Raw genomic sequence first — 20,069 nt, 5'->3', positions numbered from 1 at the left:
CGCCACCGGATCAGTTTTCCTTCTTCTCTTCCTTGTTCTCGACGATCACCTGCGTCTTGCTGACCAGCACGGGCTGGCCCTTCAGGCGGTTGAGCGCCTGCACCAGCGGGAAGTCCTTGTCGGTGCCGAACTCGGGCGTCTTGCGGTCCTGCGGCGGCTTCTTGGCTTCTTCCTCGAGGCGCTTGCGGGCTTCGTCGCGGGCCTTTTCGCGTTCCGGGTCCTTGACTTCGGGGCCCTGGCCGCTGGCCAGGTGCTTCTCGAGGTCGGCCTCGCGCATGCGCAGGGCGGCGAACGGGCTGCCTTCGGCGCTTTCGTCGACCAGCACGTTGGGCACGATGCCCTTGGCCTGGATCGAGGTGCCGCTCGGCGTGTAGTAGCGCGCCGTGGTGATCTTCAGGCCGGTGTCGGGGCCGAGCGGGCGCACCGTCTGCACCGAGCCCTTGCCGAAGGTCTGGCTGCCCATGATGGTGGCGCGCTTGTGGTCCTGCAGTGCGCCGGCCACGATTTCGCTGGCCGAGGCCGAGCCTTCGTTCACCAGCACCACCAGCGGCACGTTCTTCAGCGCGGCAGGCAGGCTGCGCAGCGGGTCGCTGCCCGAACGGCGCTGGTAGAACTCCGGCGCCGCCTTGTAGACCGACTTGCTTTCGGCCAGCTGGCCGTCGGTGGTGACCACTGTGACGTTCTCCGGCAGGAAGGCCGACGACACCGCCACCGCCGCGTCGAGCAGGCCGCCCGGGTCGTTGCGCAGGTCGAGCACCAGGCCCTTCAGGTTCGGGTCTTCCTTGTACAGCTCGTCGATCTTCTTCACGAAGTCGTCGACGGTGCGTTCCTGGAACTGCGACAGGCGGATCCAGCCGTAGCCCGGCTCGATCATCTTGCCGCGTACCGACTGCGTGCGGATCTCTTCGCGCGTGATCGTCACGGGGAAGGTGCGGCTCTCGTCCTTGCGGAAGATGGTCAGCAGCACCTTGGTGTTGGCTTCGCCGCGCATGCGCTTGACAGCCTCGTTCAGCGACAGGCCGCGCACGGCGGTGTCGTCGATCTTGGTGATCAGGTCATTGGGCTTCAGGCCGGCGCGGAACGCCGGGGAGCCTTCGATGGGCGAGACGACCTTGATCAGGCCGTCTTCCTGCGAAATCTCGATGCCCACGCCGACGAACCGGCCGGTGGTGCCTTCCCGGAATTCCTTGAAGGACTTCTTGTCGAAGTACTGGGAATGCGGATCGAGGCCGGCAACCATGCCGGAAATCGCGTCGGAGATGAGCTTTTTCTCGTCGACCGGCTCGACGTAGTCGCTCTTGACCATGCCGAAGACGGCAGCGAGCTGCTGCAATTCCTCGAGTGGCAGGGGCGCAAGCGAGCCGCGTGCGACTGTCTGCAGTGAAACGGTGGTCAGGACGCCTGCAACGGCGCCGGCGGCGACCCAGCCGGTGATCTTCAATTTCTGGCCCATCATGAGTGCTTGTCCTTGTCGGCGGCTGTCGAACCAATATACACAGCTTGGAAGCAATTTGCCTGCCGGGGTTCCACGAAGTGGCCGGCAGAAAGGGGTTTCTTCAGCCTTTACCTTGCGAAGCCACCGCGGCGGCGGCCTGCTCGGCGGCCGCGGCATCGCCGAGGTAGTAGTGACGCAGGGGCTTCAGGTCGTCGTCGAGCTCGTAGACCAGCGGAATGCCGTTCGGGATGTTCAGCCCGACGATGGCGTCGTCCGAGATGCCGTCCAGGTACTTCACCAGCGCGCGGATCGAGTTGCCGTGGGCCGCCACCACCAGGCGGCGCCCGGTGCGGATGGCCGGGGCCATCGATTCGTTCCAGAACGGCAGCACGCGCGCGACCGTGTCCTTCAGGCATTCGGTCAGCGGGATCTGCTCGGGCGCCAGCTTGGCGTAGCGCACGTCGCCGCGCTCGCTGCGCGGGTCGTCGGGTTCCAGCGGCGGGGGCGGGGTGCCGTAGCTGCGGCGCCACACCAGCACCTGCTCGTCGCCGTACTTCTTGGCGGTCTCGGCCTTGTTCAGGCCTTGCAGGCCGCCGTAGTGGCGTTCGTTCAGGCGCCACGAGTGCACCACGGGCAGCCAGGTGCGGTCGAGTTCGTCGAGCGTGTGCCACAGGGTGCGGGTGGCGCGCTTGAGCACGCTCGTGTAGGCGACGTCGAAGTCGTAGCCCTCGGCCTTGAGCAGCCGGCCGGCCTGCTTGGCCTGCTCCACGCCGGTCTCGGTCAGGTCGACGTCGGTCCATCCAGTGAAGCGGTTTTCGAGATTCCAGGTGGATTCGCCGTGACGGATCAATACCAGTTTGTGCATGAGGGAGGCCTTTGGCTGCGCTTGCGAAACCTCGCATTCTAAAATCCCCGGTTTGCCATTCAAGGAACCCCCGTGAAATTGATCGAATTCGTCACCGCGAACTGGATGCTGATCCTGATCGCGCTCAGCTCGGGAGCCATGCTGGCCTGGCCGCTGGTGCGGGGGGCGAGCGGCGGAACGCTCACGGCCCAGGGTGCCGTGCAGCTCATCAACCGCGAGCGCGCGGTGCTGGTCGACGTGCGCGAACCCGAGGAGTTCGCCACCGGCCACATGATCGGCGCGAAGAACGTGCCGCTGGCCCTGCTCGAGGAAAAGCTGGCCACCACCGTGAAGAACAAGAACGTGCCGCTGCTGCTGGTCTGCGCCACCGGCGCGCGCGCCCAGCGCGCCGTGGCCACCGCCAAGAAGCTCGGTTACGAGCAGGCCCAAGCCGTGGCCGGCGGACTCAAGGCCTGGAAAGACGCTAACCTGCCGGTTGAAAAAGCCTGAGTCTTCCCAAGGTAGAGAGCATGCAAGCCGTCAAGATGTACACCACCGCCGTCTGCCCGTACTGCACCCGTGCAAAGCAGATCCTGAAGTCCAAGGGTGTCGAGCAGATCGAAGAGATCCGCATCGACAGCGACCCGCAAGCGCGCGCCGCGATGATGGAAATCACCCAGCGCCGCACGGTGCCGCAGATATTCATCGGCGACACGCACGTCGGCGGCTGCGACGAGCTGATCGCGCTGGACGGCCGCGGCGGCCTCGTCCCGCTGCTGCAGGCCGCCTGAAACACAAAGCAACCGGCGTCACGGGAGTGGCCCGGTCGCCGGGCGATAATCTTCAGCTCTTCCATCTGCAGCCCGCTGCGGGAACCTCTCCCCGGCGGGCATTGTTTTGATCCTCGAAAGTTCAGCCATGGCCGACCAGCAAGCCCAAGATCCCGTTTTCCAGATCCAGCGCGTCTACCTCAAGGACCTGTCGCTCGAGCAGCCCAATTCGCCCGCGATCCTGCTGGAACAAGAGCAGCCCACCGTCGACATCCAGCTCGGCGTGGACGCCCAGCCAGTCGCTGAAGGCATCTTCGAGATCACCGTGTCGGCCACCGTGCAGACCAAGATCCAGGACAAGACGGTGTTCCTGGTCGAAGCCAAGCAAGCCGGCATCTTCGAGATCCGCCACCTGCCCGAAGAGCAGATGGGCGCCATCCTCGGCATCGCCTGCCCGCAAATCGTGTACCCCTACCTGCGCGGCAACGTGGCCGACGTGATCCAGCGCGGCGGCTTCCCGCCCGTGCACCTCGCCGAAATCAACTTCCAGGCGATGTACGAACAGCAGCAAGCGCAGGCCGCCGGCCAGGCCGCTCCGACCCTCGCGCAGTAAACCGGCACGACGACGCCAACGCCGATGAAGATCTGCGTTCATGGCGCCGGTGCCTGGGGCACGGCCGTCGCAGTCAACGCGGCGGCCCGCCACGAGGTCACGCTCTGGGCGCGCGACGCCGCCCAGGCCGACGCCATGTCGGCCGCGCGTGAAAACACCCGCTACCTTCCCGGGCTGGCCCTGCCGGCCTCGCTTGCCGTGCGCGCGGGCGACATCGCCCTGGCGCAGGCCGGTGCCGACCTCGTCATCGTGGCCACCCCCATGGCGGCCCTGCGCGAACAGCTCGTCGCACTGCGCGGCACCGCCGCGCAGGTGGCCTGGCTGTGCAAGGGCGTCGAGCCCGCGCTCGACACCTCCCCCGCATCCTTCGGCCTGCTTGCCCACGAGATATGGGCGCAGGTTGCTCCTGATTTGAGAGCGGGCGTGCTCAGCGGCCCCAGCTTCGCGCAAGAGGTCGCCGAAGGGCGCCCGACCGCGCTGGTGGCCGCCAGCCCGCACGCCAGCGTGCGCGACGCACTGGTCGACGCCTTCCACGGACCCGCGCTGCGCGTCTACGCCAACGAGGACATCGTGGGCGTGGAAGTGGGCGGCGCGGTGAAGAACGTGCTGGCCATCGCCACCGGTCTGTGCGACGGCCTGGCGCTGGGCCTGAACGCCCGCGCGGCGCTCATCACCCGCGGCCTGGCCGAAATGACCCGCTTCGGCCTTGCGCTGGGCGCCCGCGCCGAGACCTTCATGGGCCTTTCGGGCCTGGGCGACCTGGTGCTGACCTCCACCGGCGACCTGTCGCGCAACCGCAAGGTCGGCCTGCTGCTGGCCCAGGGCCGCACGCTGGCCCAGGCCGTCGATTCGCTGGGCCACGTGGCCGAAGGCGTGTACTGCGCCCGCACCGTGGTGCAGCGCGCGCGCGGCCTCGGCATCGAGATGCCGATCGCCGAAGGCGTGGTGGCCCTGCTCGACGGCCGCGTGAGCCCGCAGGACGCCGTGGCCGCGCTGACCGGCCGCGACCCGGTGCCGGAATCGGTCCCGCCCGGCGCCGCGGCGGCTTCCCCTCGTCAATCCCCTTAAGAAATACAGAGACAAAGAGCGCCATGAGCCTTCGCTTTGATTTTTCAGCGTCGGCCGTGGCCGCGCTGGCCCTGTCCGACGCCACCCGCGCCCTGCAGGAAGACGTCGCCGACGGCGACCTCACCGCATCGCTGGTCGATGCCGACCGCACCGCCCGCGCCCGTGTGCTGGCGCGCGAAGCCGCCGTGGTGTGCGGCGCGCCCTGGGTCGAGGCCACGCTGCGGCAGCTCGACCCGAACGTGCGCATCCGGTGGCTCTGCGCCGAAGGCGAGCGCTGCGCGGCCAACCAGGCCGTGCTCGAGATCGAAGGCGCCGCCCGCGCGCTGCTGACGGCCGAGCGCACCTCGCTCAACTTCCTGCAGCTGCTCAGCGCGGTCGCCACCAAGACCGCGCTTTATTCCGACGCCGTTCGCGGCACGCGCGCGCGCATCGTCGACACGCGCAAGACCATTCCCGGCCTGCGCCTGGCGCAGAAGTACGCGGTGCGCACCGGTGGCGGCCTGAACCACCGCATCGGCCTGTACGACGCGGTGCTCATCAAGGAAAACCACATCGCCGCGGCCGGTGGCGTCGCTGCCGCCCTGCGCGCCGTGGCGCCGGTGGCGTCGCAGGCGGCCTTCGTCGAGGTCGAGGTCGAAACCCTGGCCCAGCTGCACGAGGCGCTGGAGGCCGGCGCGCGCATGGTGCTGCTCGACAACATGGACCTGCCCACGCTGCGCGAGGCCGTGCGCATCAACGACGCGGCCGGCGACGAACGCAAGGCCGTGCTCGAGATCTCGGGCGGCGTGACGCTCGACGGCCTGCGCGCCCTGGCCGAGACCGGTGTCGATCGCATCTCGGTCGGCGCGCTGACCAAGGACGTGAAGGCCATCGACTACTCGATGCGCTTCCAGTAAGAAAAAAGAAGAAGAACTTTCCCCCATGACGACCGCTTCCGTCATCGACGTCGACTACGAACAGCCCGCCGACTCGCAGGCCGGCTCCGTCTGCGACACCCGCCACGCCTGGGCGCGCGTGCCGCCCGAGCCTTCGCCCGACGAACGCACCGCGCTGAAGGAGCGCATCCGCCGCCTGCTGCGCGAACGCAATGCGGTGATGGTGTCGCACTTCTACGTGCACCCCGACCTGCAGGACCTGGCCGAGGAGACCGGCGGCATCGTGAGCGACTCGCTCGAAATGGCGCGCTTCGGCCGCGACCATGCCGCGCAGACACTGGTGGTGTCGGGCGTGCGCTTCATGGGCGAGACCTCGAAGATCCTGTCGCCCGAGAAGCGCGTGCTGATGCCCGACCTCGACGCGAACTGCTCGCTCGACCTGGGCTGCCCGGTCGAGCAGTTCAGCGCCTTCTGCGACCAGCACCCCGACCGCACCGTGGTGGTCTACGCCAACACCAGCGCGGCCGTGAAGGCGCGCGCCGACTGGCTCGTCACCTCGAGCTGCGCGCTCGACGTGGTGAACGCGCTGCACGCGGCGGGGCAGAAGATCCTCTGGGGCCCCGACCGCCACCTGGGCGACTACATCCAGCGCCAGACCGGCGCGGACATGGTGAGCTGGAACGGCGCCTGCATCGTGCACGACGAGTTCAAGGCGCTCGAGCTCGAGCTGCTCATGAAGGACCACCCCAAGGCCAAGGTGCTGGTGCACCCGGAGTCGCCGTCGGACGTCATTGCGCTGGCCCACGCGGTGGGTTCCACCTCGGCCATCCTGAACGCCGCGCAGCGCATGGACGCGACCGAATTCATCGTCGCCACCGACACCGGCATGCTGCACAAGCTGCGCACGCTGAACCCCGGCAAGACCTTCATCGAAGCGCCCACGGCCGGCAACGGCGGCACCTGCAAGAGCTGCGCGCATTGCCCGTGGATGGCGATGAACGGGCTGGTGGAGCTGGCGAACGCGCTGGAGACCGGCGCGGGCGAGATCCACGTCGACCCGGCGCTGGGTGTGCGGGCGCGCGTGCCGATCGACCGCATGCTGGCGTTCACGGCCGGTTTGAAGAACGGGCAGGCGCCGGGCACGCTGGTCGCAGGCATCGGCGCCGCCTGAGGTGTTGTTCCCTCTGCCTCTGGGAGAGGGTCAGGGTGAGGACAGGGGCCTCACAACATTGCGCAGCGCTGATCGCCGCTCTCCCTCACCCCAGCCCTCTCCCCAAGGGGAGAGGGAGCAAGACCTAGAAATCCACGGTGCAGCTGTCCCCCAGCGCCTCGCGCCACACCCGCACCCGCGCCAGCGATTCCCGCAGATCCGGCAGCGCATCCGCAATGAACACGCACAGGTTCTCCAGCGTCGGCGGGTGCAGCCCCGGCACGTCGTCCAGCAGGTGATGGTCGAGCTGCTCGCGCACGTCGTCCAGGCGACGGCGCAGCAAGCCCAGGTCGATCACCATGCCCGTCTCGGGATCGCGTTCGCCCGTGAGCCACACCTCCGCGTGGTACGTGTGGCCGTGGATACGGCGGCTGCCTTCGACTTCGATCTCGCGCTTCAGCGTGTGGGCGGCGTCGAAGAAAAAGCGTTGGCTGATGGTGAATCGCATCTTCAGGAAACTCAGGGAAAAAAGGTCAGCCGCCTCAGCGGATTCCGGTGATCTTGTGGGTCTGCACGCTCAGGCGCCATGCGGGCTGGCGCATGCATTCGGCAATGCACAGCTCGGTGTTCGCCAGCCGGTCGGGCCCGTCCATTGGCTGCAGGAAACGGTGCGTGAACTCGCCGGTGCGCGCCATCGTGTCCAGGTCGAACGCGGTCTGCGGCCACACCAGCTTCAGCTCCTGGCCGCGCTGCTGCACCCACGGCGCACCGGCCTTGGGGCTGATGCACAGCCAGTCGATGCCTTCCGGCGCCTCGAGCGTGCCGTTGCTCTCCACGGCGATGCGAAAGCGCCGCGCATGGAGCGCGTCGACCAGCGCCGCATCCACCTGCAGCAGCGGCTCGCCACCGGTCAGCACCACCAGGCGGTGGTCGGTGTCGCCCGCCGGCCATTGCGCGGCGACGGTGTCGGCCAGCAGCTCGGCGGTCTTGAACTTGCCGCCCAGCGTGCCGTCGGTGCCGACGAAATCGGTGTCGCAGAAACGGCAGACGGCGGTGTCGCGGTCGCTCTCGCGGCCGCTCCACAGGTTGCAGCCGGCGAAGCGGCAGAACACCGCCGGCATGCCGGCCTGGCCGCCTTCGCCCTGCAGGGTGTAGAAGATTTCCTTGACGCTGTAGCTCATAAGACGCTCACGAGGCCGACACGGCCTCGATCTCCAGGTTGTCGATCAGCCGCGTGCTGCCCAGGCGCGCCGCGGCCAGTGCCACGAGCGGCTCGCCCTGCGAGCCGGGCGTGGGTTCCCGCAGGTCGGCGCGGCGTCGCAGCACCAGGTAGTCCGGTTGCCAGCCGCGCTGCGCCAGCGTCTGCATGGCGCGCGCCTCGATCGCGGCCAGGTCGGTCTCGCCCGCGCGCACTGCCTCGGCCATGGCCCGGAGTGCCTTCGACAGCTGCACCGCCTCGGCGCGCTCGTCCTTGCTCAGGTAGCCGTTGCGCGACGACAGCGCCAGGCCGTCGTCGGCGCGGAAGGTCTCGCTGCCGGCGATCTCGATGGGCAGCGCGAACTGCCGCACCATGTGGCGGATCGTCATGAGCTGCTGGTAGTCCTTCTTGCCGAACACCGCCACGCGCGGCTGCACGCACTGGAAGAGCTTCATCACCACCGTGCACACGCCGATGAAGAAGCCGGGCCTGAAGTGCCCTTCGAGCATGTCGGCCAGCGCCGGGTCGGGGTGCACCTTGCAGGTCTGGGGCTCGGGGTAGAGCACTTTCTCGGTGGGCGCGAACAGCACGTCGCAGCCGGCCGCGCGCAGCTTCTCGCAGTCGCTGTCCCAGGTGCGCGGGTAGGTGTCGAAGTCTTCGTGCGGCAGGAACTGCAGCCGGTTCACGAAGATGCTGGCGACCGTGGCGTCGCCCAGCGTCCGGGCCTGCCTGATGAGCGCGATGTGGCCGTCGTGCAGGTTGCCCATGGTGGGCACGAAGGCGGGGCGCTTGCTGGCGGACAGGCGCCCGCGCAGTTCTTCGATGGTGGTGGCGATGTACATGGGAGTGGGTTCCTTGGGTCCTTACCAGGCGTGGAGCCGGTCGTCGGGAAAGCTGCCGTCCTTGACGGCCCGCACATAGGCCTGCAGCGCGGGCAGCACGCCCGGCGCATCTGCCATGAAGTTGCGCACGAACCTCGGCATCTTCCCGAGGTTGATGCCCAGCATGTCGTGCAACACCAGCACCTGGCCGGCGGTGGCCCGGCCGGCCCCGATGCCGATGGTGGCGCAGTGTTTCAGTTCGGCCGTGAGCTCGGCGGCCAGCGCGGCCGGCACCATCTCGAGCACCAGCATGGCGGCGCCCGCGTCCTGCAGCGCACGGGCCTGCTGCCTGAGCAGCGCGCCGGCCTCGTCGCCCTTGCCCTGCACGCGGTAGCCGCCCAGCGCGTGCACCGTCTGCGGCGTCAGGCCGAGGTGGGCGCACACCGGAATGCCGCGCTCCACCAGGAAGCGCACCGTCTCGGTGGTCCAGCCGCCGCCTTCGAGCTTGACCATGTGCGCGCCGGCCTGCATCAGCACCGTGGCGCTGCGCAGCGCCTGCTCGCGCGACTCCTGGTAGCTGCCGAAGGGCAGGTCGGCAATGAGCCAGGCCGTGCCCTGCACGCGGCGCAGGCCGCGCGACACGCTGTCGGTGTGGTAGCGCATGGCCTCCAGGCTCACGCCCACCGTGCTGCCCAGGCCCTGGCAGACCATGCCGAGCGAGTCGCCGACCAGCAGGCAGTCGATGCCGGCCGCGTCGGCCACGGCCGCGAAGGTGGCGTCGTAGGCGGTGAGCATGGCGATCTTCTCGCCGCGCGCATGCATGTCGGCCAGGCGCGGCAGGCTCACGGGCTTGCGCGCCGCGGGCTGCGATGCCGGCGGCAGCGTGCCGTAGGGCGAGGCCGATGGTGTTTCGGAGGGCGGGGTCGGGGTGTTCGACATGGTTGGGTTTCTCCCTGCGGGCGTCGGTGGCCGGGCATCCTTGAGTGAAAAACGGGAACGGGTGGCTCGATCAGCTGGCCGGCGGCGCCAGCACCGTGGGTGCTGTGGGCTCGGCGAGCGATGGATAGTCGCGGCTGAAATGCAGGCCACGGCTCTCGTGGCGGGCCTGCGCGGAGCGCACGATCAGCTCGGCCACCTGCACCAGGTTGCGCAGTTCGAGCAGGTCGCGCGTGACGTGGAAGTTCGCGTAGAACTCCTGGATCTCGGCCTGCAGCAGCGCGATGCGATGGCTCGCGCGCTCCAGGCGCTTGTTGGTGCGCACGATGCCGACGTAGTCCCACATGAAGCGGCGCAGCTCGTCCCAGTTGTGGGAGATGACCACGGCCTCGTCGGCGTCGGTGACGCGGCTGTCGTCCCAGGCGGGCAGCGCGGCGCTCTCGCGCGCCGGCGCTTCGGCAATGGCGCTGGCCGCGGCGCGCGCGAACACCATGCACTCGACCAGCGAGTTGCTGGCCAGCCGGTTGGCGCCATGCAGGCCGGTGCAGGCGGTCTCGCCGATGGCGTACAGGCCCGGGATGTCGGTGCGCCCGCTCAGGTCGCTGAGCACGCCGCCGCAGGTGTAGTGCGCGGCCGGCACCACGGGAATGGGCTCGCGCGTGATGTCGATGCCCAGCTCCAGGCAGCGCGCCAGGATGTTCGGAAAGTGCTCCTTCAGGAACGCGGCCGGCTGGTGCGAGATGTCGAGGTGCACGCAGTCCAGGCCGTGCTTCTTCATCTCGAAGTCGATGGCACGCGCCACCACGTCGCGCGGCGCGAGTTCGGCGCGCGCGTCGTGCGTGGGCATGAAGCGCGTGCCGCCGGCCGATTCGGGCAGCTTGAGCAGGCCGCCTTCGCCGCGCACCGCCTCGCTGATCAGGAACGACTTGGCATGCGGGTGGTACAGGCAGGTCGGGTGGAACTGGATGAACTCCATGTTCGACACCCTGCAGCCCGCGCGCCAGGCGGCGGCAATGCCGTCGCCGGTGGCGGTGTCGGGGTTGGTGGTGTACAGGTACACCTTGCCCGCGCCGCCCGTCGCCAGGATGGTGTGGGGCGCGCGGAAGGCCAGCACCTCGTCGGTCTCGTCGTCCAGCGCGTACAGGCCCACGCAGGCGGGGTCGCCGAGGCCGAGCTTGGTGCCCGTGACCAGATCGACCAGCGTGTGGTGTTCGAACAGCGTGATGTTCGGCGTGCGGCGCACGCGCTCGATCAGCACCTGCTGCACCGCCGCGCCGGTGGCGTCGGTCACGTGCACGATGCGGCGCTGGCTGTGGCCGCCTTCGCGCGTCAGGTGCAGGCCGCCGTCTTCTTCAGAGAAGGGCACGCCCAGCTCGCGCAGCCAGCCGATGGCCTCGGGCGCATGCTCGACCACGAAGCGCGTGGCCTCGGGGTCGCACAGGCCGGCGCCGGCCACCAGCGTGTCTTCGACGTGCGCGTCGAAGCTGTCGCCCGCCGCCAGCACCGCCGCGATGCCGCCCTGCGCCCAGGCGCTGGAACCGTCGTTCAGTGCGCGCTTGGTCAGCACGGCCACGCGGTGCGTGGGGGCCAGATGCAGCGCGGCCGACAGGCCGGCCAGACCGCTGCCGACGATGAGAACGTCGAAGTCGCGCACGGCTGAATTCACGGGGGCAGGGACCGGTTGGATCAGGCCGGCGCGTAGGCCAGCCGGACGTAGATGGGGGCGAAGGCTTCCGCCTGCGTGATGTCGATCAGCGTCTCCTTCGCGAGCTCCAGCATCGCGATGAAGGTGACGATCAGCACCTGTGAGCCACGCGACGGGTCGAACAGCTTCTCGAACTCGACGAAGCGCTGCCCCTGCAGGTGGCGCAGCACGATGCTCATGTGCTCGCGCACGTTGAGTTCCTCGCGCGAGATCTTGTGGTGCTGCACGAGCTTGGCGCGCTTCATGATGTCGGCCCACGCGTCGCGCAGCTCGACCACGTCCACCTCGGGGAAGCGCGGCTTGAGCGACTGCTCGATGTAGACCTGCGCCTTCCAGAAGTCGCGCCCGTAGGTCGGCAGGGCGCTGATGGAGGCGGCCTGCAGCTTGGTCTGCTCGTACTCCATCAGGCGGCGAACCAGCTCGGCGCGCGGGTCTTCGGCCTCTTCGCCGTCGGCCACCTTCTTGGGCGGCAGCAGCATGCGCGACTTGATCTCGATCAGCATCGCGGCCATCAGCAGGTATTCGGCCGCGAGCTCCAGGTTGGTCTGGCGGATCTCGTCGACGTAGCTCAGGTACTGCCGCGTGAGCCCCGCCATCGGGATGTCGAGGATGTTGAAGTTCTGCTTGCGGATCAGGTACAGCAGCAAGTCCAGCGGGCCTTCGAAGGCCTCGAGGAACACCTGCAACGCCTCGGGCGGGATGTACAGGTCCTTCGGCATCGCGAACAGCGGCTCGCCATAGAGCCTCGCGAGCGCGACCTGGTCGACCACGTCGGGCATGGCGACCGTCAGCGTGCCGTTGTCCTCTTCGCCGCTCATTGGGTGTGCGCTATCAATTCAATAGCGACTGGCGTAATGCGGACGGGCGTGTCCTGCCAATTCGGCATCGACAGATTACTTGGATTGCGTCTGGTAGACGTAGGGTTGCATCGGCACGCGGGCTTCGCTGTACTCCTCGAGCAGGCTGCGGTCGAGGTGCTTGTCCCAGAGGAGGGCGCGGCCGGCGCGTTGCTCGGCTTCCAGCGTGGGCTTCTTTTCCTTCATCTGTTCGATGAAGTTGGTGATCTCGGAAGAGTAGTGGGGGCGATGGAAGATGGACATAGACTGGACCTTTATGGCGCGAATTTTACCGGGGACGGCATGACGCAACGGCGAGGGTGGCAGATCGGCATGGCAACGGCGTTTCTGGCGGTGGTCATCGGCCTTGCCGCATGCGACTCCAGGAACATTCGCGAGCTCGAGGAAGGCGTCTCCACCGAGGCCGACGTGCGCGCCCGGTTCGGCCAGCCCGAGAACATCTGGGACGCCCCCGACCAGGGCCGCGTGTTCGAGTACAACCGCCAGCCCGCGGGCCAGAAGAACTACATGATCAACATCGGCGCCGACGGCAAGATGAGCGCGCTGCGCCAGGTGCTCACGCCCGAGAACTTTGCCAGGGTGAAGCCCGGCCTGATGATGGAAGACCTGCGCAAGCTGCTCGGCAAGCCCGCCAAGGTCACGCCCTATGCGCTCAAGCACGAGACCGAATGGGAATGGCGCTGGGTGCAGCCGCCGAATTCGCCGATGGTCTTCACCGCGACGCTGAACGACGACCAGCGCGTGGTGCGCAGCGGCTCCTCGCCCGACCGCGGCACCGAAGCGCCCTGAAGTCCCGACCCAAGCCGCGCCTCACTTGCGCAGCTTGTGGATCAGGAAGGCCTCCAGCAACTCCACCGCCTTGCGTCCCGGCAGCGGCACCGTGGCGAGCCACACCTCGGAGTCGGGCAGCGACGGCATGCCTTCCTTCGCGCCCAGGATCTTCAGCCGCTTCGAAATGGTGGCCTCGCGGAACACGCCCACCGCAATGCCCGCGCGCACGGCCGCCTCCAGCCCGGTGACGCTGGTGCTCGTGTAGGCAATGCGCCAGGGAATGCCCGCCCGGTCGAGCGCGTGCGTGGCCCAGTCGCGCAGCATCGCGCCCTCGGGGTTGAGCGCCAGCGGCAGCGGGCGCTGCAGGTGCGTGGCCGAAGCCGCGGTCGAGGCCCACACGATGCGCGACTTCGTCAGCCGCAGCCCCTCGCCCGAACCCACCGCGCCCACGCCGATCACCATGTCGTAGCGCGCGCCCAGCTCCGCGTGCATCACCGACGACACGCCGTGGTGCAGCTCCACATGGATGCGCGGATGCTGCCGGCAGAACTCCGCGATGAGCACCGGCAGCACGCGCGTGGCGTAGTGCTCGATCGAGCCGATGCGGATGCTGCCCGACACCTCCGCCTTGTCGACGGCCTTGTCGACGTCGTGGAACAGCTGGTCGTTCAGGCCCAGCATCTGGCGCGCCAGCGGCAGCAGCTGCAGGCCCTCGGGCGTGGGTGCGAGCTGGCGCGTGCCGCGTGCCACCAGCTGCACGCCGAGCTGCTCCTCGAGCCGGCGCAGCTGCATGCTCACGGCCGACTGCGTGCGCGACAGCGCCTTGGCGGCGGTGGTGAAGCTGCCGATGCGCACCACCGTGTCGAACACGCGCAGCAGGTCGATGTCCACCGTGTGGCTGCGCGGTGTGGCCGGTGTGGCCGGTGTGCCCGGCGTGGCCGGCGTGTGGGGTGAAGCAAGGACGGAGCGGGCGTTCCTGGCGGGCATGCGCGTCTTTCGGGGAGGTGCTGTCATCAAGAAACGTGATGGAAGAGATCAGAAATCATCACGTTTCGCGCTGAATTGTGGGCCAAGAATCCACCTCACAACACAGCAACCGGAGACAAGACATGCCCGATCCGATGGTTTCCCTCCTGCGGCGGCGCCGCCTGCTGCAGGGCGCGCTGGCCGCCTCGGTCGCGCCGGCGCTGGCCTTGCCGTCATTGCCCGCGCATGCCGCCGCACCCTGGCCGCAGAAAGCCGTGCGCCTGGTCGTCGGCTTCCCGCCGGGCTCCTCGCCCGACGCGCTGGCCCGCACCGTGGCCGACCCGCTGGCGCAGGCGCTGGGCCAGCCGGTCATCGTCGAGAACAAGGTCGGCGCGGCCGGCACCATCGGCGTCAACGCCGTGGCCAAGGCCACCGACGGCCACACCATCGGCCTGACCGGCAACGGCCCGCTCACCACCGCCAAGGCGCTCAACCCCGCCACGCCCTACGACGTGGCGCACGACCTGCGCCCCGTCTCGCTGGTGGCCAGCAGCCCCTTCGTGCTCACCGGCAGCATGGGCATGCCCGCCACCGACCTGCGCGGCCTGCTGGCGTATGCCAAGGCCCAGGGCGATCGCCTGAGCTACGGCTCGGTCGGGCCCGGCTCGGGCTCGCACCTGGCCATGGAACTGCTGAAGGCGCTCACCGGCCTGCAGGCCGTGCACGTGCCGTTCCCCGGCTTCCCGCAGGTGGCGACGGCGCTCATGGGCCAGCAGATCGAGCTGTCTTTCATGATCCCGTCGATCGCCGCGCCGCAGGCGAAGAGCGGGCGGCTTCGGCTGTACGGCGTGAGCACCGCCACGCCGTTCGCGGCCTTTGCGCAGGTGCCGCCGGTCCAGCCCGCGCTGGGCGCGGGCAAGGCCTTCGACGTCGCTTCGTGGAATGCCATCTTCGGCCCGGCCAGCATGCCGCAGCCGGTGGCGCAGCGGCTGTCCGACGAGATCGCGCGCATCCTGAAGGCGCCCGACACGCGCCAGCGTCTGTTCGACCAGGGCTGGCAGGCCATCGGCAGCGCGCCCGACGCGCTGGCCCGCAAGATCGCGGAAGACACGGCGATGTGGGGCGACGTCATCAAGCGCACCGGCGCGCGCAGCGAGTAGGGGCGCCGCATGAAACGCAGGAACCTCTTTGCGCGCGCGGCGGGTGCGGCAGGCGTGATGGGCCTCGCCGCCACCGGTCTCGTGCCGGCCCGCGCCGCCGGGCCCGCGCGCGCCAACCCGCCCTCGACCTTCGTGCTCGTGCACGGCGCCTGGCATGGCGGCTGGTGCTGGTCGCGCGTGGCCTCGCGGCTGTGCGCCGCCGGCCACGCCGTGTTCACGCCCACGCTCACCGGGCTGGGCGAGCGCCGCCACCTCATTTCGCCGCAGGTCAACCTCGACACGCACATCGACGACATCGTCAACCTGCTGCAGTTCGAGGAGCTCGAGCGCGTGGTGCTGGTGGGCCACAGCTACGCGGGCATCGTGATCTCCGGCGTGGCCGACCGCGCCGCCGCGCACCTGCGCCAGCTGGTGTACCTCGATTCGCTGCTGCTCGAACCCGGCAAGAGCCTGTTCTCCGACTTCCCGCCGGCGGTGGTCGAGCAGCGCCTGAAGGCCATCCGCGACACCGGCGGCGGCGTGGGCGCGGCGGCCGCCTTGCCGCCCGCGGCCTTCGGCGTGAAAGACCCGGCCGACGCGGCCTGGGTCGCGCGCCGCCTCACGCCGCAGCCCGTGGGCACCTACCTGCAGCCGCTGCTGCTGAAGGCGCCGCTGGGCAACGGCCTGCCCAGGACCTACATCGAATGCACCGGCGACCCGATCGCCACGCTCGAGCCCACCAAGGCGCGCGTGCGCGCCGACGCCGGCTGGCAGCTGCGCACGCTGGCCACCGGCCACGACGCGATGGTCACCGCGCCCGGGCCGCTCGCCGATCTGCTGGCCGAGCTCGCAGCACCGACGTCTTCCGCGTCGCCGTCCTCCTCCTTCTCGTCCTCTTCTTCCTCTTCCTGAAAGCCCCCATGGGAACCCTCACCCCCGAAGAACGCCACTTCTTCCGCTCCGACGTCAACGCGCGCGACAGCGAACGCAAGCAGCGCCAGCCGCACGGCCACATCACCGAGCCGGCGCGCCAGGTGCCGGTGCACGAGCGCTGCGACGTGCTGGTGCTCGGCGGCGGCCCGTCGGGCGTGGCCGCCGCCGTGGCCGCCGCGCGCAGCGGAGCGCGCGTGGTGCTGCTGGAGCGCTACAACCACCTGGGCGGCCTGTCGACCGGCGGCCTGGTGATCTGGATCGACCGCATGAGCGACTGGTCGGGCCAGCACGTCATCCACGGCCTGGCGGCCGAGTTCATGGAGCGCCTGGGCCGCAACGCCATCGCCGGCCCGCCGCGCGAGGACTGGGGCTCGCGCGACACCGCCAAGGCCGACCACTGGGCCCTGCGCACCGCCGCGTTCCACGGCGTGGTCACGCACTCGCCCACCATCGACCCCGAGATGCTCAAGGGCGTGTACCACCAGATGGTGCGCGAGGCCGGCGTCGACCTGATCCTGCACGGCTGGATGGTCGCGCCCATCGCCGAAGAGGGCCAGGGCCGCGTGAAGGGCGCGGTGTTCGAGAGCAAGCAGGGCCGCCGCGCCATCCTCGCCAACGTGGTGGTCGACACCACGGGCGAGGGCGACCTGTACGCGGCCGCGGGCGCGGCGTTTTCGTCGGACATCGACGCGCACGACATCCACCACTGCATCAACACCTCGTGGCTGTTCGCGGGCGTGGACATGCGGCGCTGGCTCGACTTTCGCGCGCACGAGCCGCAGGCCTACTCGGCGCTGCTGGCGCGCGGGCGCGAGACGCTGGGCAGCTTCGAGAAACCCATCGTCTCGTGGCGCGACGACGTGGCCACCTTCCTCGGGCCGCGCAAGTCGGGCTTCAGCGCGCTCGACGTCGACGAGATGACGCAGGTCGAATGGGAGTCGCGCAAGAGCATGGCCGAGCACCTGGCCTTCTACCGCGCGCATGCGCCGGGCTTCGAGAACGCCTGGCTCATGCTGATGGCGCCGCAGATCGGCACGCGCCACGGCCGGCGCCTGGTGGGCGTGAAGAGCGTGCGGCGCGGCGCGTGGGACGCGGGCGCGGTGGAGGCCGACGAGGTGGGCATCAGCCCGAGCCCGTCGCCGAAGTTTCCGAACATCTCGGTGCCCTACGGCGCGCTGGTGCCCGAGAAGCTCGACGGCGTGCTCGCCGCGGGCAAGCACATCTCGTGCGACACCAACTCGCACGGCTTCATGCGCGAGATTCCGCAGTGCTGGCTCACGGGCCAGGCGGCGGGCACGGCGGCGGCGCTGGCGGCCGACGCGGGCGTGCAGCCGCGCGACGTGGACGTGAAGCGGCTGCAGGCCTTGCTGCTTGCGCAGGGCGTGCCGCTCAGGCAGGCTGCGCTGCAAGCCCCCGAAGCGCAGACTGCCGCCGCATGAACTTCCGCCTCTCGCTCGCCCATCTCGGCATGCTCGACGCCACGCCGCCGCGGCTGGTGGAGGCCGCGCATGCGGCGGGCTTCGGCGGCGTCGGCATCCGCTTGAGCCCCGCGCGCCTGGGCGAAGCGCCGTTCCCGATGGCCGTGGGCAGCGGCATGTTGCGCGAGACGCTGGCGCGCCTGCGCGACCTGGGGCTGCGCGTGCACGACATCGAGATCGTGCGCATCAAGCCCGGCTTCGACGCGGCGTCGCTGGCGGGCGTGCTCGCGTCGGCCGAGGCGCTGGGCGCGCGCTGCCTCATGGTCAACGTGGACGACAGCGACCTGGCGCGCGCGGGCGACGGCATGGCCGCGCTGGCCGAGCGCGCCCGCCCGCACGGGCTCGCACTGGGCGTCGAATTCATGGTCTACACCGCCGCGCGCTCGCTGCAGCAGGCGCAGCAGCTGGTCGCCGCGTCGAACAGCGACACGGCGCGCGTGGTGGTCGACGCGCTGCATTTCTTCCGCGCGGGCTGTGCCCCCAGTGACATGGAAGGCGACAGGGGCGGCGCGCGCATCGACCGCCATTTCATGCAGGTCAACGACGCGCTCGCGCAGCGCCACCCGGGCCTCTCGCCCGCGGAAGAGGGGCGCGCGCACCGCCTCTTTCCGGGCGAGGGCGAACTGCCGGTGCACCGCCTGCTGGCGCAGCTCGCGCCCGATGCGCTGCTGTCGGTCGAAGCCCCCAGCGCGATCCGCATGGCCACGCTCGACCCGCTGGCGCGCGCCGCCGCGGCCTTTCGCGCCACTTCCGAATTCCTTCAAAGAAACGGCCATACCCATGCCTGACACCACCCCCGACCGGAACGGCCCGAACTGGAACGGTTTGAAGCTCGACGGCAACACCGCCGTGCTAGGCATCATCGGCGACCCCGTCGCGCAGGTGAAGGCGCCGCTGCCGCTCACGCAACTGCTGCAGCGCCGCGGCATCAACGCGGTGCTCGTGCCGCTGCACGTGCAGGCCGCCGACGTGCCGGCGCTGCTGCACACGCTGCTCGCGGTGCGCAACGTGGCGGGCCTGGTGGTCACCGTGCCGCACAAGCAGATCGTCGCGAGCCTGCCGATCGAGACCTTGCGCGCCGCGCGCGAGGCGCAGGCGGTGAACGTCGTGCGCCGCAAGGCCGGCGCATGGCAGGGCGACCTGCTCGACGGCGCGGGCTTTCTGTCGGGGCTCGTGCGCAACGGCTTCGACGTGAAGGGCCGCAGCGTGGGCCTTGCGGGCGCGGGCGGCGCGGGCAATGCGATCGCCTTCGCGCTGGCGGGCGCCGGTGCGGCGTCCATCGACGTGCACGACGCCGACGGCGCGAAGCGCGCGAACCTGGTCGAACGGCTGCGCGCATTGGGCTACACCGCCGGCACGTGGGACGGCGCGAGCCCGCGCGAGCTGCTCGTCAACGCCACGCCGGCCGGCATGCGCGAGGGCGATCCGCTGCCCATCGCCGCCTCGGCCATCCGCGCAGGCCACACGGTGGCCGACGTGATCATGGAGCCGCACACCACGCCGCTGCTCACGCTGGCGCAGCAGCAGGGCGCGCGCATCGTGCACGGCCGCCACATGATGGACGAGCAGCTGGAGCGCATGGCCGACTTCTTCGCCGAGGCGCTGCAATGAGCCGCGCGCCGTTCTTCCCCGGCTTCGCGGTGCACGACGTGGCGCTGGGCGACGCCGTCATCCACGCCGAAGTGGGCGGCAGCGGCCCGCCGCTGCTGCTGCTGCACGGCTATCCGCAGACGCACGTGGCCTGGCACCGCATCGCGCCCGTGCTGGCGCGGCACTTCACCGTGGTCGCGCCCGACCTGCGCGGCTACGGCGACAGCACCGGCCCGGCCGGCGACCCGCTGCACATCGGCCACAGCAAGCGCACGCTGGCGGCCGACAAGCTGGCGCTGATGCGCTCGCTGGGCTTCACGCGCTTCGCCGTCATGGGCCACGACCGCGGCGCGCGCGTGGGCTACCGGCTGTGCCTGGACACGCCCGAGGCGGTGAATTGCTTCGTCTCGCTCACGGTGGTGCCCACGCAAGCCATGTGGCAGCGCGCCGGCATGGCCTTCGGGCTCAAGGCCTTCCACTGGTACCTGTTCGCGCAGCCTTTCGACCTGCCCGAGCGCATGCTGCGCGCCGACCCGGCTTACTACCTCGACTGGGCGCTGCGCAACGCGGTGCAGAAGGTCGACGCCGTCACGCCCGAGGCGCTGGCCGAGTACCACCGCGCCTTTGCGAAGGAGTCGGTGCGCCACGCGATCGTGGAGGACTACCGCGCCGCGGCCTCCATCGACCTGCAGCACGACCGCGACGACATGGCGGCCGGGCGGCGCATCGCCTGCCCGGTGCAGGTGCTGTGGAGCGCGTCGAACACCGCCAGGCCCGATCCGGTCGAGATCTGGAAGGACTGGGCCGACCAGGTGGAGGGCGGGACCATCGACTGCGGGCACCAGATGGCGGAAGAGGCGCCCGAGGAGGTGCTGGCGCACGTGCTGCCGTTCCTGCTGCGCTACGCCTGAACGGCGGGG

At 69.8% G+C, this 20,069-nt stretch carries 23 protein-coding genes; 13 read left to right on the top strand and 10 right to left on the bottom strand.

Going from position 1 to position 20,069, the window contains the following annotated elements; all coding sequences use genetic code 11:
* Window positions 1-10 precede the first annotated feature (10 nt).
* Window positions 11-1,453, bottom strand: a complete 1,443-nt coding sequence (locus tag BM004_RS10370; protein WP_093133494.1) for a S41 family peptidase — start codon at window positions 1,451-1,453, stop codon at window positions 11-13.
* 103 nt (window positions 1,454-1,556) lie between these two features.
* Window positions 1,557-2,300, bottom strand: a complete 744-nt coding sequence (gene gpmA, locus BM004_RS10365) for a 2,3-diphosphoglycerate-dependent phosphoglycerate mutase (protein WP_093212981.1) — start codon at window positions 2,298-2,300, stop codon at window positions 1,557-1,559.
* Between the two features lie 105 nt (window positions 2,301-2,405).
* Between gpmA and BM004_RS10360 the strand changes: the two genes are divergently transcribed.
* The 6 genes from BM004_RS10360 to nadA all read left to right on the top strand — a co-directional run bounded on the left by BM004_RS10360 (window position 2,406) and on the right by nadA (window position 6,776).
* Entirely contained in the window at window positions 2,406-2,789 is a 384-nt protein-coding gene (locus BM004_RS10360; protein ID WP_371269123.1) for a rhodanese-like domain-containing protein, read from the top strand.
* 20 nt (window positions 2,790-2,809) lie between these two features.
* Window positions 2,810-3,070 (top strand): glutaredoxin 3, encoded by a 261-nt coding sequence (grxC, locus tag BM004_RS10355; protein WP_093212979.1) that lies wholly within the window; start codon window positions 2,810-2,812, stop codon window positions 3,068-3,070.
* Window positions 3,071-3,197: 127 nt separating this feature from the next.
* The gene (gene secB / locus BM004_RS10350; RefSeq protein ID WP_093133231.1) at window positions 3,198-3,662 is read left to right on the top strand and encodes a protein-export chaperone SecB; all 465 of its coding nucleotides are present in this window, start codon (window positions 3,198-3,200) and stop codon (window positions 3,660-3,662) included.
* A gap of 24 nt (window positions 3,663-3,686) precedes the next feature.
* Window positions 3,687-4,730, top strand: a complete 1,044-nt coding sequence (locus BM004_RS10345) for an NAD(P)H-dependent glycerol-3-phosphate dehydrogenase (protein ID WP_093212977.1) — start codon at window positions 3,687-3,689, stop codon at window positions 4,728-4,730.
* 23 nt (window positions 4,731-4,753) lie between these two features.
* Window positions 4,754-5,626 (top strand): carboxylating nicotinate-nucleotide diphosphorylase, encoded by an 873-nt coding sequence (nadC, locus tag BM004_RS10340; protein WP_093212975.1) that lies wholly within the window; start codon window positions 4,754-4,756, stop codon window positions 5,624-5,626.
* Window positions 5,627-5,651: 25 nt separating this feature from the next.
* Complete coding sequence (gene nadA, locus BM004_RS10335; RefSeq protein WP_093212973.1) at window positions 5,652-6,776, top strand: quinolinate synthase NadA; 1,125 nt, start codon at window positions 5,652-5,654, stop codon at window positions 6,774-6,776.
* A gap of 124 nt (window positions 6,777-6,900) precedes the next feature.
* Here the strand turns inward: nadA and BM004_RS10330 are convergent, their stop codons facing one another.
* The 7 genes from BM004_RS10330 to BM004_RS10300 form a co-directional block, all read right to left on the bottom strand.
* Window positions 6,901-7,263 (bottom strand): 6-pyruvoyl trahydropterin synthase family protein, encoded by a 363-nt coding sequence (locus BM004_RS10330; RefSeq protein ID WP_093212971.1) that lies wholly within the window; start codon window positions 7,261-7,263, stop codon window positions 6,901-6,903.
* A gap of 34 nt (window positions 7,264-7,297) precedes the next feature.
* A complete protein-coding gene (gene queE, locus BM004_RS10325; protein ID WP_093212969.1) occupies window positions 7,298-7,936 on the bottom strand; it encodes a 7-carboxy-7-deazaguanine synthase in 639 nt (212 codons plus the stop codon).
* Between the two features lie 7 nt (window positions 7,937-7,943).
* A complete protein-coding gene (panC, locus tag BM004_RS10320) occupies window positions 7,944-8,795 on the bottom strand; it encodes a pantoate--beta-alanine ligase (protein ID WP_093212967.1) in 852 nt (283 codons plus the stop codon).
* Between the two features lie 21 nt (window positions 8,796-8,816).
* Window positions 8,817-9,713, bottom strand: a complete 897-nt coding sequence (gene panB, locus BM004_RS10315) for a 3-methyl-2-oxobutanoate hydroxymethyltransferase (protein ID WP_093212965.1) — start codon at window positions 9,711-9,713, stop codon at window positions 8,817-8,819.
* Window positions 9,714-9,783: 70 nt separating this feature from the next.
* Window positions 9,784-11,364: an L-aspartate oxidase gene (nadB, locus tag BM004_RS10310; protein ID WP_093212963.1), complete on the bottom strand. Its 1,581-nt coding sequence runs from the start codon at window positions 11,362-11,364 to the stop codon at window positions 9,784-9,786.
* 32 nt (window positions 11,365-11,396) lie between these two features.
* On the bottom strand, window positions 11,397-12,233 hold the full coding sequence (locus BM004_RS10305) for a segregation and condensation protein A (protein ID WP_093133249.1): 837 nt from the start codon (window positions 12,231-12,233) through the stop codon (window positions 11,397-11,399).
* Between the two features lie 75 nt (window positions 12,234-12,308).
* Window positions 12,309-12,515 carry a DUF3460 family protein gene (locus BM004_RS10300; protein ID WP_093133251.1) on the bottom strand — a complete coding sequence of 69 codons (207 nt, stop codon included), beginning with the start codon at window positions 12,513-12,515 and terminating at the stop codon, window positions 12,309-12,311.
* Window positions 12,516-12,584: 69 nt separating this feature from the next.
* Between BM004_RS10300 and BM004_RS10295 the strand changes: the two genes are divergently transcribed.
* Window positions 12,585-13,061 carry an outer membrane protein assembly factor BamE gene (locus BM004_RS10295; RefSeq protein ID WP_093213099.1) on the top strand — a complete coding sequence of 159 codons (477 nt, stop codon included), beginning with the start codon at window positions 12,585-12,587 and terminating at the stop codon, window positions 13,059-13,061.
* 21 nt (window positions 13,062-13,082) lie between these two features.
* On the opposite strand, the gene BM004_RS10290 is transcribed toward BM004_RS10295, so the two are convergent.
* A complete protein-coding gene (locus tag BM004_RS10290) occupies window positions 13,083-14,030 on the bottom strand; it encodes a LysR family transcriptional regulator (protein WP_177206464.1) in 948 nt (315 codons plus the stop codon).
* Between the two features lie 122 nt (window positions 14,031-14,152).
* Between BM004_RS10290 and BM004_RS10285 the strand changes: the two genes are divergently transcribed.
* Genes BM004_RS10285 through BM004_RS10265 form a run of 6 tightly spaced genes read left to right on the top strand, consistent with a single transcriptional unit; the run spans window position 14,153 to window position 20,060 of the window.
* Window positions 14,153-15,169 carry a Bug family tripartite tricarboxylate transporter substrate binding protein gene (locus tag BM004_RS10285; RefSeq protein ID WP_177206462.1) on the top strand — a complete coding sequence of 339 codons (1,017 nt, stop codon included), beginning with the start codon at window positions 14,153-14,155 and terminating at the stop codon, window positions 15,167-15,169.
* A 9-nt stretch (window positions 15,170-15,178) separates the two neighbouring features.
* Window positions 15,179-16,060: an alpha/beta hydrolase gene (locus tag BM004_RS10280; RefSeq protein ID WP_256219849.1), complete on the top strand. Its 882-nt coding sequence runs from the start codon at window positions 15,179-15,181 to the stop codon at window positions 16,058-16,060.
* 8 nt (window positions 16,061-16,068) lie between these two features.
* Complete coding sequence (locus tag BM004_RS10275) at window positions 16,069-17,520, top strand: FAD-dependent oxidoreductase (protein WP_093212957.1); 1,452 nt, start codon at window positions 16,069-16,071, stop codon at window positions 17,518-17,520.
* Window positions 17,517-18,347 carry a sugar phosphate isomerase/epimerase family protein gene (locus BM004_RS41390; protein WP_177206460.1) on the top strand — a complete coding sequence of 277 codons (831 nt, stop codon included), beginning with the start codon at window positions 17,517-17,519 and terminating at the stop codon, window positions 18,345-18,347. The genes BM004_RS10275 and BM004_RS41390 overlap by 4 nt, the downstream gene beginning before the upstream one ends.
* A complete protein-coding gene (locus tag BM004_RS10270) occupies window positions 18,340-19,170 on the top strand; it encodes a shikimate dehydrogenase family protein (RefSeq protein WP_177206458.1) in 831 nt (276 codons plus the stop codon). The genes BM004_RS41390 and BM004_RS10270 overlap by 8 nt, the downstream gene beginning before the upstream one ends.
* Window positions 19,167-20,060: an alpha/beta fold hydrolase gene (locus tag BM004_RS10265; RefSeq protein ID WP_093212953.1), complete on the top strand. Its 894-nt coding sequence runs from the start codon at window positions 19,167-19,169 to the stop codon at window positions 20,058-20,060. The genes BM004_RS10270 and BM004_RS10265 overlap by 4 nt, the downstream gene beginning before the upstream one ends.
* Window positions 20,061-20,069: the final 9 nt, after the last annotated feature.

This window comes from Variovorax sp. OK212 (assembly GCF_900112425.1).
Classification (GTDB): domain Bacteria; phylum Pseudomonadota; class Gammaproteobacteria; order Burkholderiales; family Burkholderiaceae_C; genus Variovorax.
This window is presented reverse-complemented; position numbering and strand designations above follow the sequence as displayed.

Excerpts from the sequence above, each read along its gene's own strand:
- BM004_RS10370 (WP_093133494.1), bottom strand. The coding sequence starts at position 1,453 with ATGGGCCAGAAATTGAAGATCACCGGCTGGGTCGCCGCCGGCGCCGTT.
- gpmA (WP_093212981.1), bottom strand. The coding sequence starts at position 2,300 with ATGCACAAACTGGTATTGATCCGTCACGGCGAATCCACCTGGAATCTC.
- BM004_RS10360 (WP_371269123.1), top strand. The coding sequence starts at position 2,406 with ATGCTGATCCTGATCGCGCTCAGCTCGGGAGCCATGCTGGCCTGGCCG.
- grxC (WP_093212979.1), top strand. The coding sequence starts at position 2,810 with ATGCAAGCCGTCAAGATGTACACCACCGCCGTCTGCCCGTACTGCACC.
- secB (WP_093133231.1), top strand. The coding sequence starts at position 3,198 with ATGGCCGACCAGCAAGCCCAAGATCCCGTTTTCCAGATCCAGCGCGTC.
- BM004_RS10345 (WP_093212977.1), top strand. The coding sequence starts at position 3,687 with ATGAAGATCTGCGTTCATGGCGCCGGTGCCTGGGGCACGGCCGTCGCA.
- nadC (WP_093212975.1), top strand. The coding sequence starts at position 4,754 with ATGAGCCTTCGCTTTGATTTTTCAGCGTCGGCCGTGGCCGCGCTGGCC.
- nadA (WP_093212973.1), top strand. The coding sequence starts at position 5,652 with ATGACGACCGCTTCCGTCATCGACGTCGACTACGAACAGCCCGCCGAC.
- BM004_RS10330 (WP_093212971.1), bottom strand. The coding sequence starts at position 7,263 with ATGCGATTCACCATCAGCCAACGCTTTTTCTTCGACGCCGCCCACACG.
- queE (WP_093212969.1), bottom strand. The coding sequence starts at position 7,936 with ATGAGCTACAGCGTCAAGGAAATCTTCTACACCCTGCAGGGCGAAGGC.
- panC (WP_093212967.1), bottom strand. The coding sequence starts at position 8,795 with ATGTACATCGCCACCACCATCGAAGAACTGCGCGGGCGCCTGTCCGCC.
- panB (WP_093212965.1), bottom strand. The coding sequence starts at position 9,713 with ATGTCGAACACCCCGACCCCGCCCTCCGAAACACCATCGGCCTCGCCC.
- BM004_RS10305 (WP_093133249.1), bottom strand. The coding sequence starts at position 12,233 with ATGAGCGGCGAAGAGGACAACGGCACGCTGACGGTCGCCATGCCCGAC.
- BM004_RS10300 (WP_093133251.1), bottom strand. The coding sequence starts at position 12,515 with ATGTCCATCTTCCATCGCCCCCACTACTCTTCCGAGATCACCAACTTC.
- BM004_RS10295 (WP_093213099.1), top strand. The coding sequence starts at position 12,585 with ATGGCAACGGCGTTTCTGGCGGTGGTCATCGGCCTTGCCGCATGCGAC.
- BM004_RS10290 (WP_177206464.1), bottom strand. The coding sequence starts at position 14,030 with ATGCCCGCCAGGAACGCCCGCTCCGTCCTTGCTTCACCCCACACGCCG.
- BM004_RS10285 (WP_177206462.1), top strand. The coding sequence starts at position 14,153 with ATGCCCGATCCGATGGTTTCCCTCCTGCGGCGGCGCCGCCTGCTGCAG.
- BM004_RS10280 (WP_256219849.1), top strand. The coding sequence starts at position 15,179 with ATGAAACGCAGGAACCTCTTTGCGCGCGCGGCGGGTGCGGCAGGCGTG.
- BM004_RS10275 (WP_093212957.1), top strand. The coding sequence starts at position 16,069 with ATGGGAACCCTCACCCCCGAAGAACGCCACTTCTTCCGCTCCGACGTC.
- BM004_RS41390 (WP_177206460.1), top strand. The coding sequence starts at position 17,517 with ATGAACTTCCGCCTCTCGCTCGCCCATCTCGGCATGCTCGACGCCACG.
- BM004_RS10270 (WP_177206458.1), top strand. The coding sequence starts at position 18,340 with ATGCCTGACACCACCCCCGACCGGAACGGCCCGAACTGGAACGGTTTG.
- BM004_RS10265 (WP_093212953.1), top strand. The coding sequence starts at position 19,167 with ATGAGCCGCGCGCCGTTCTTCCCCGGCTTCGCGGTGCACGACGTGGCG.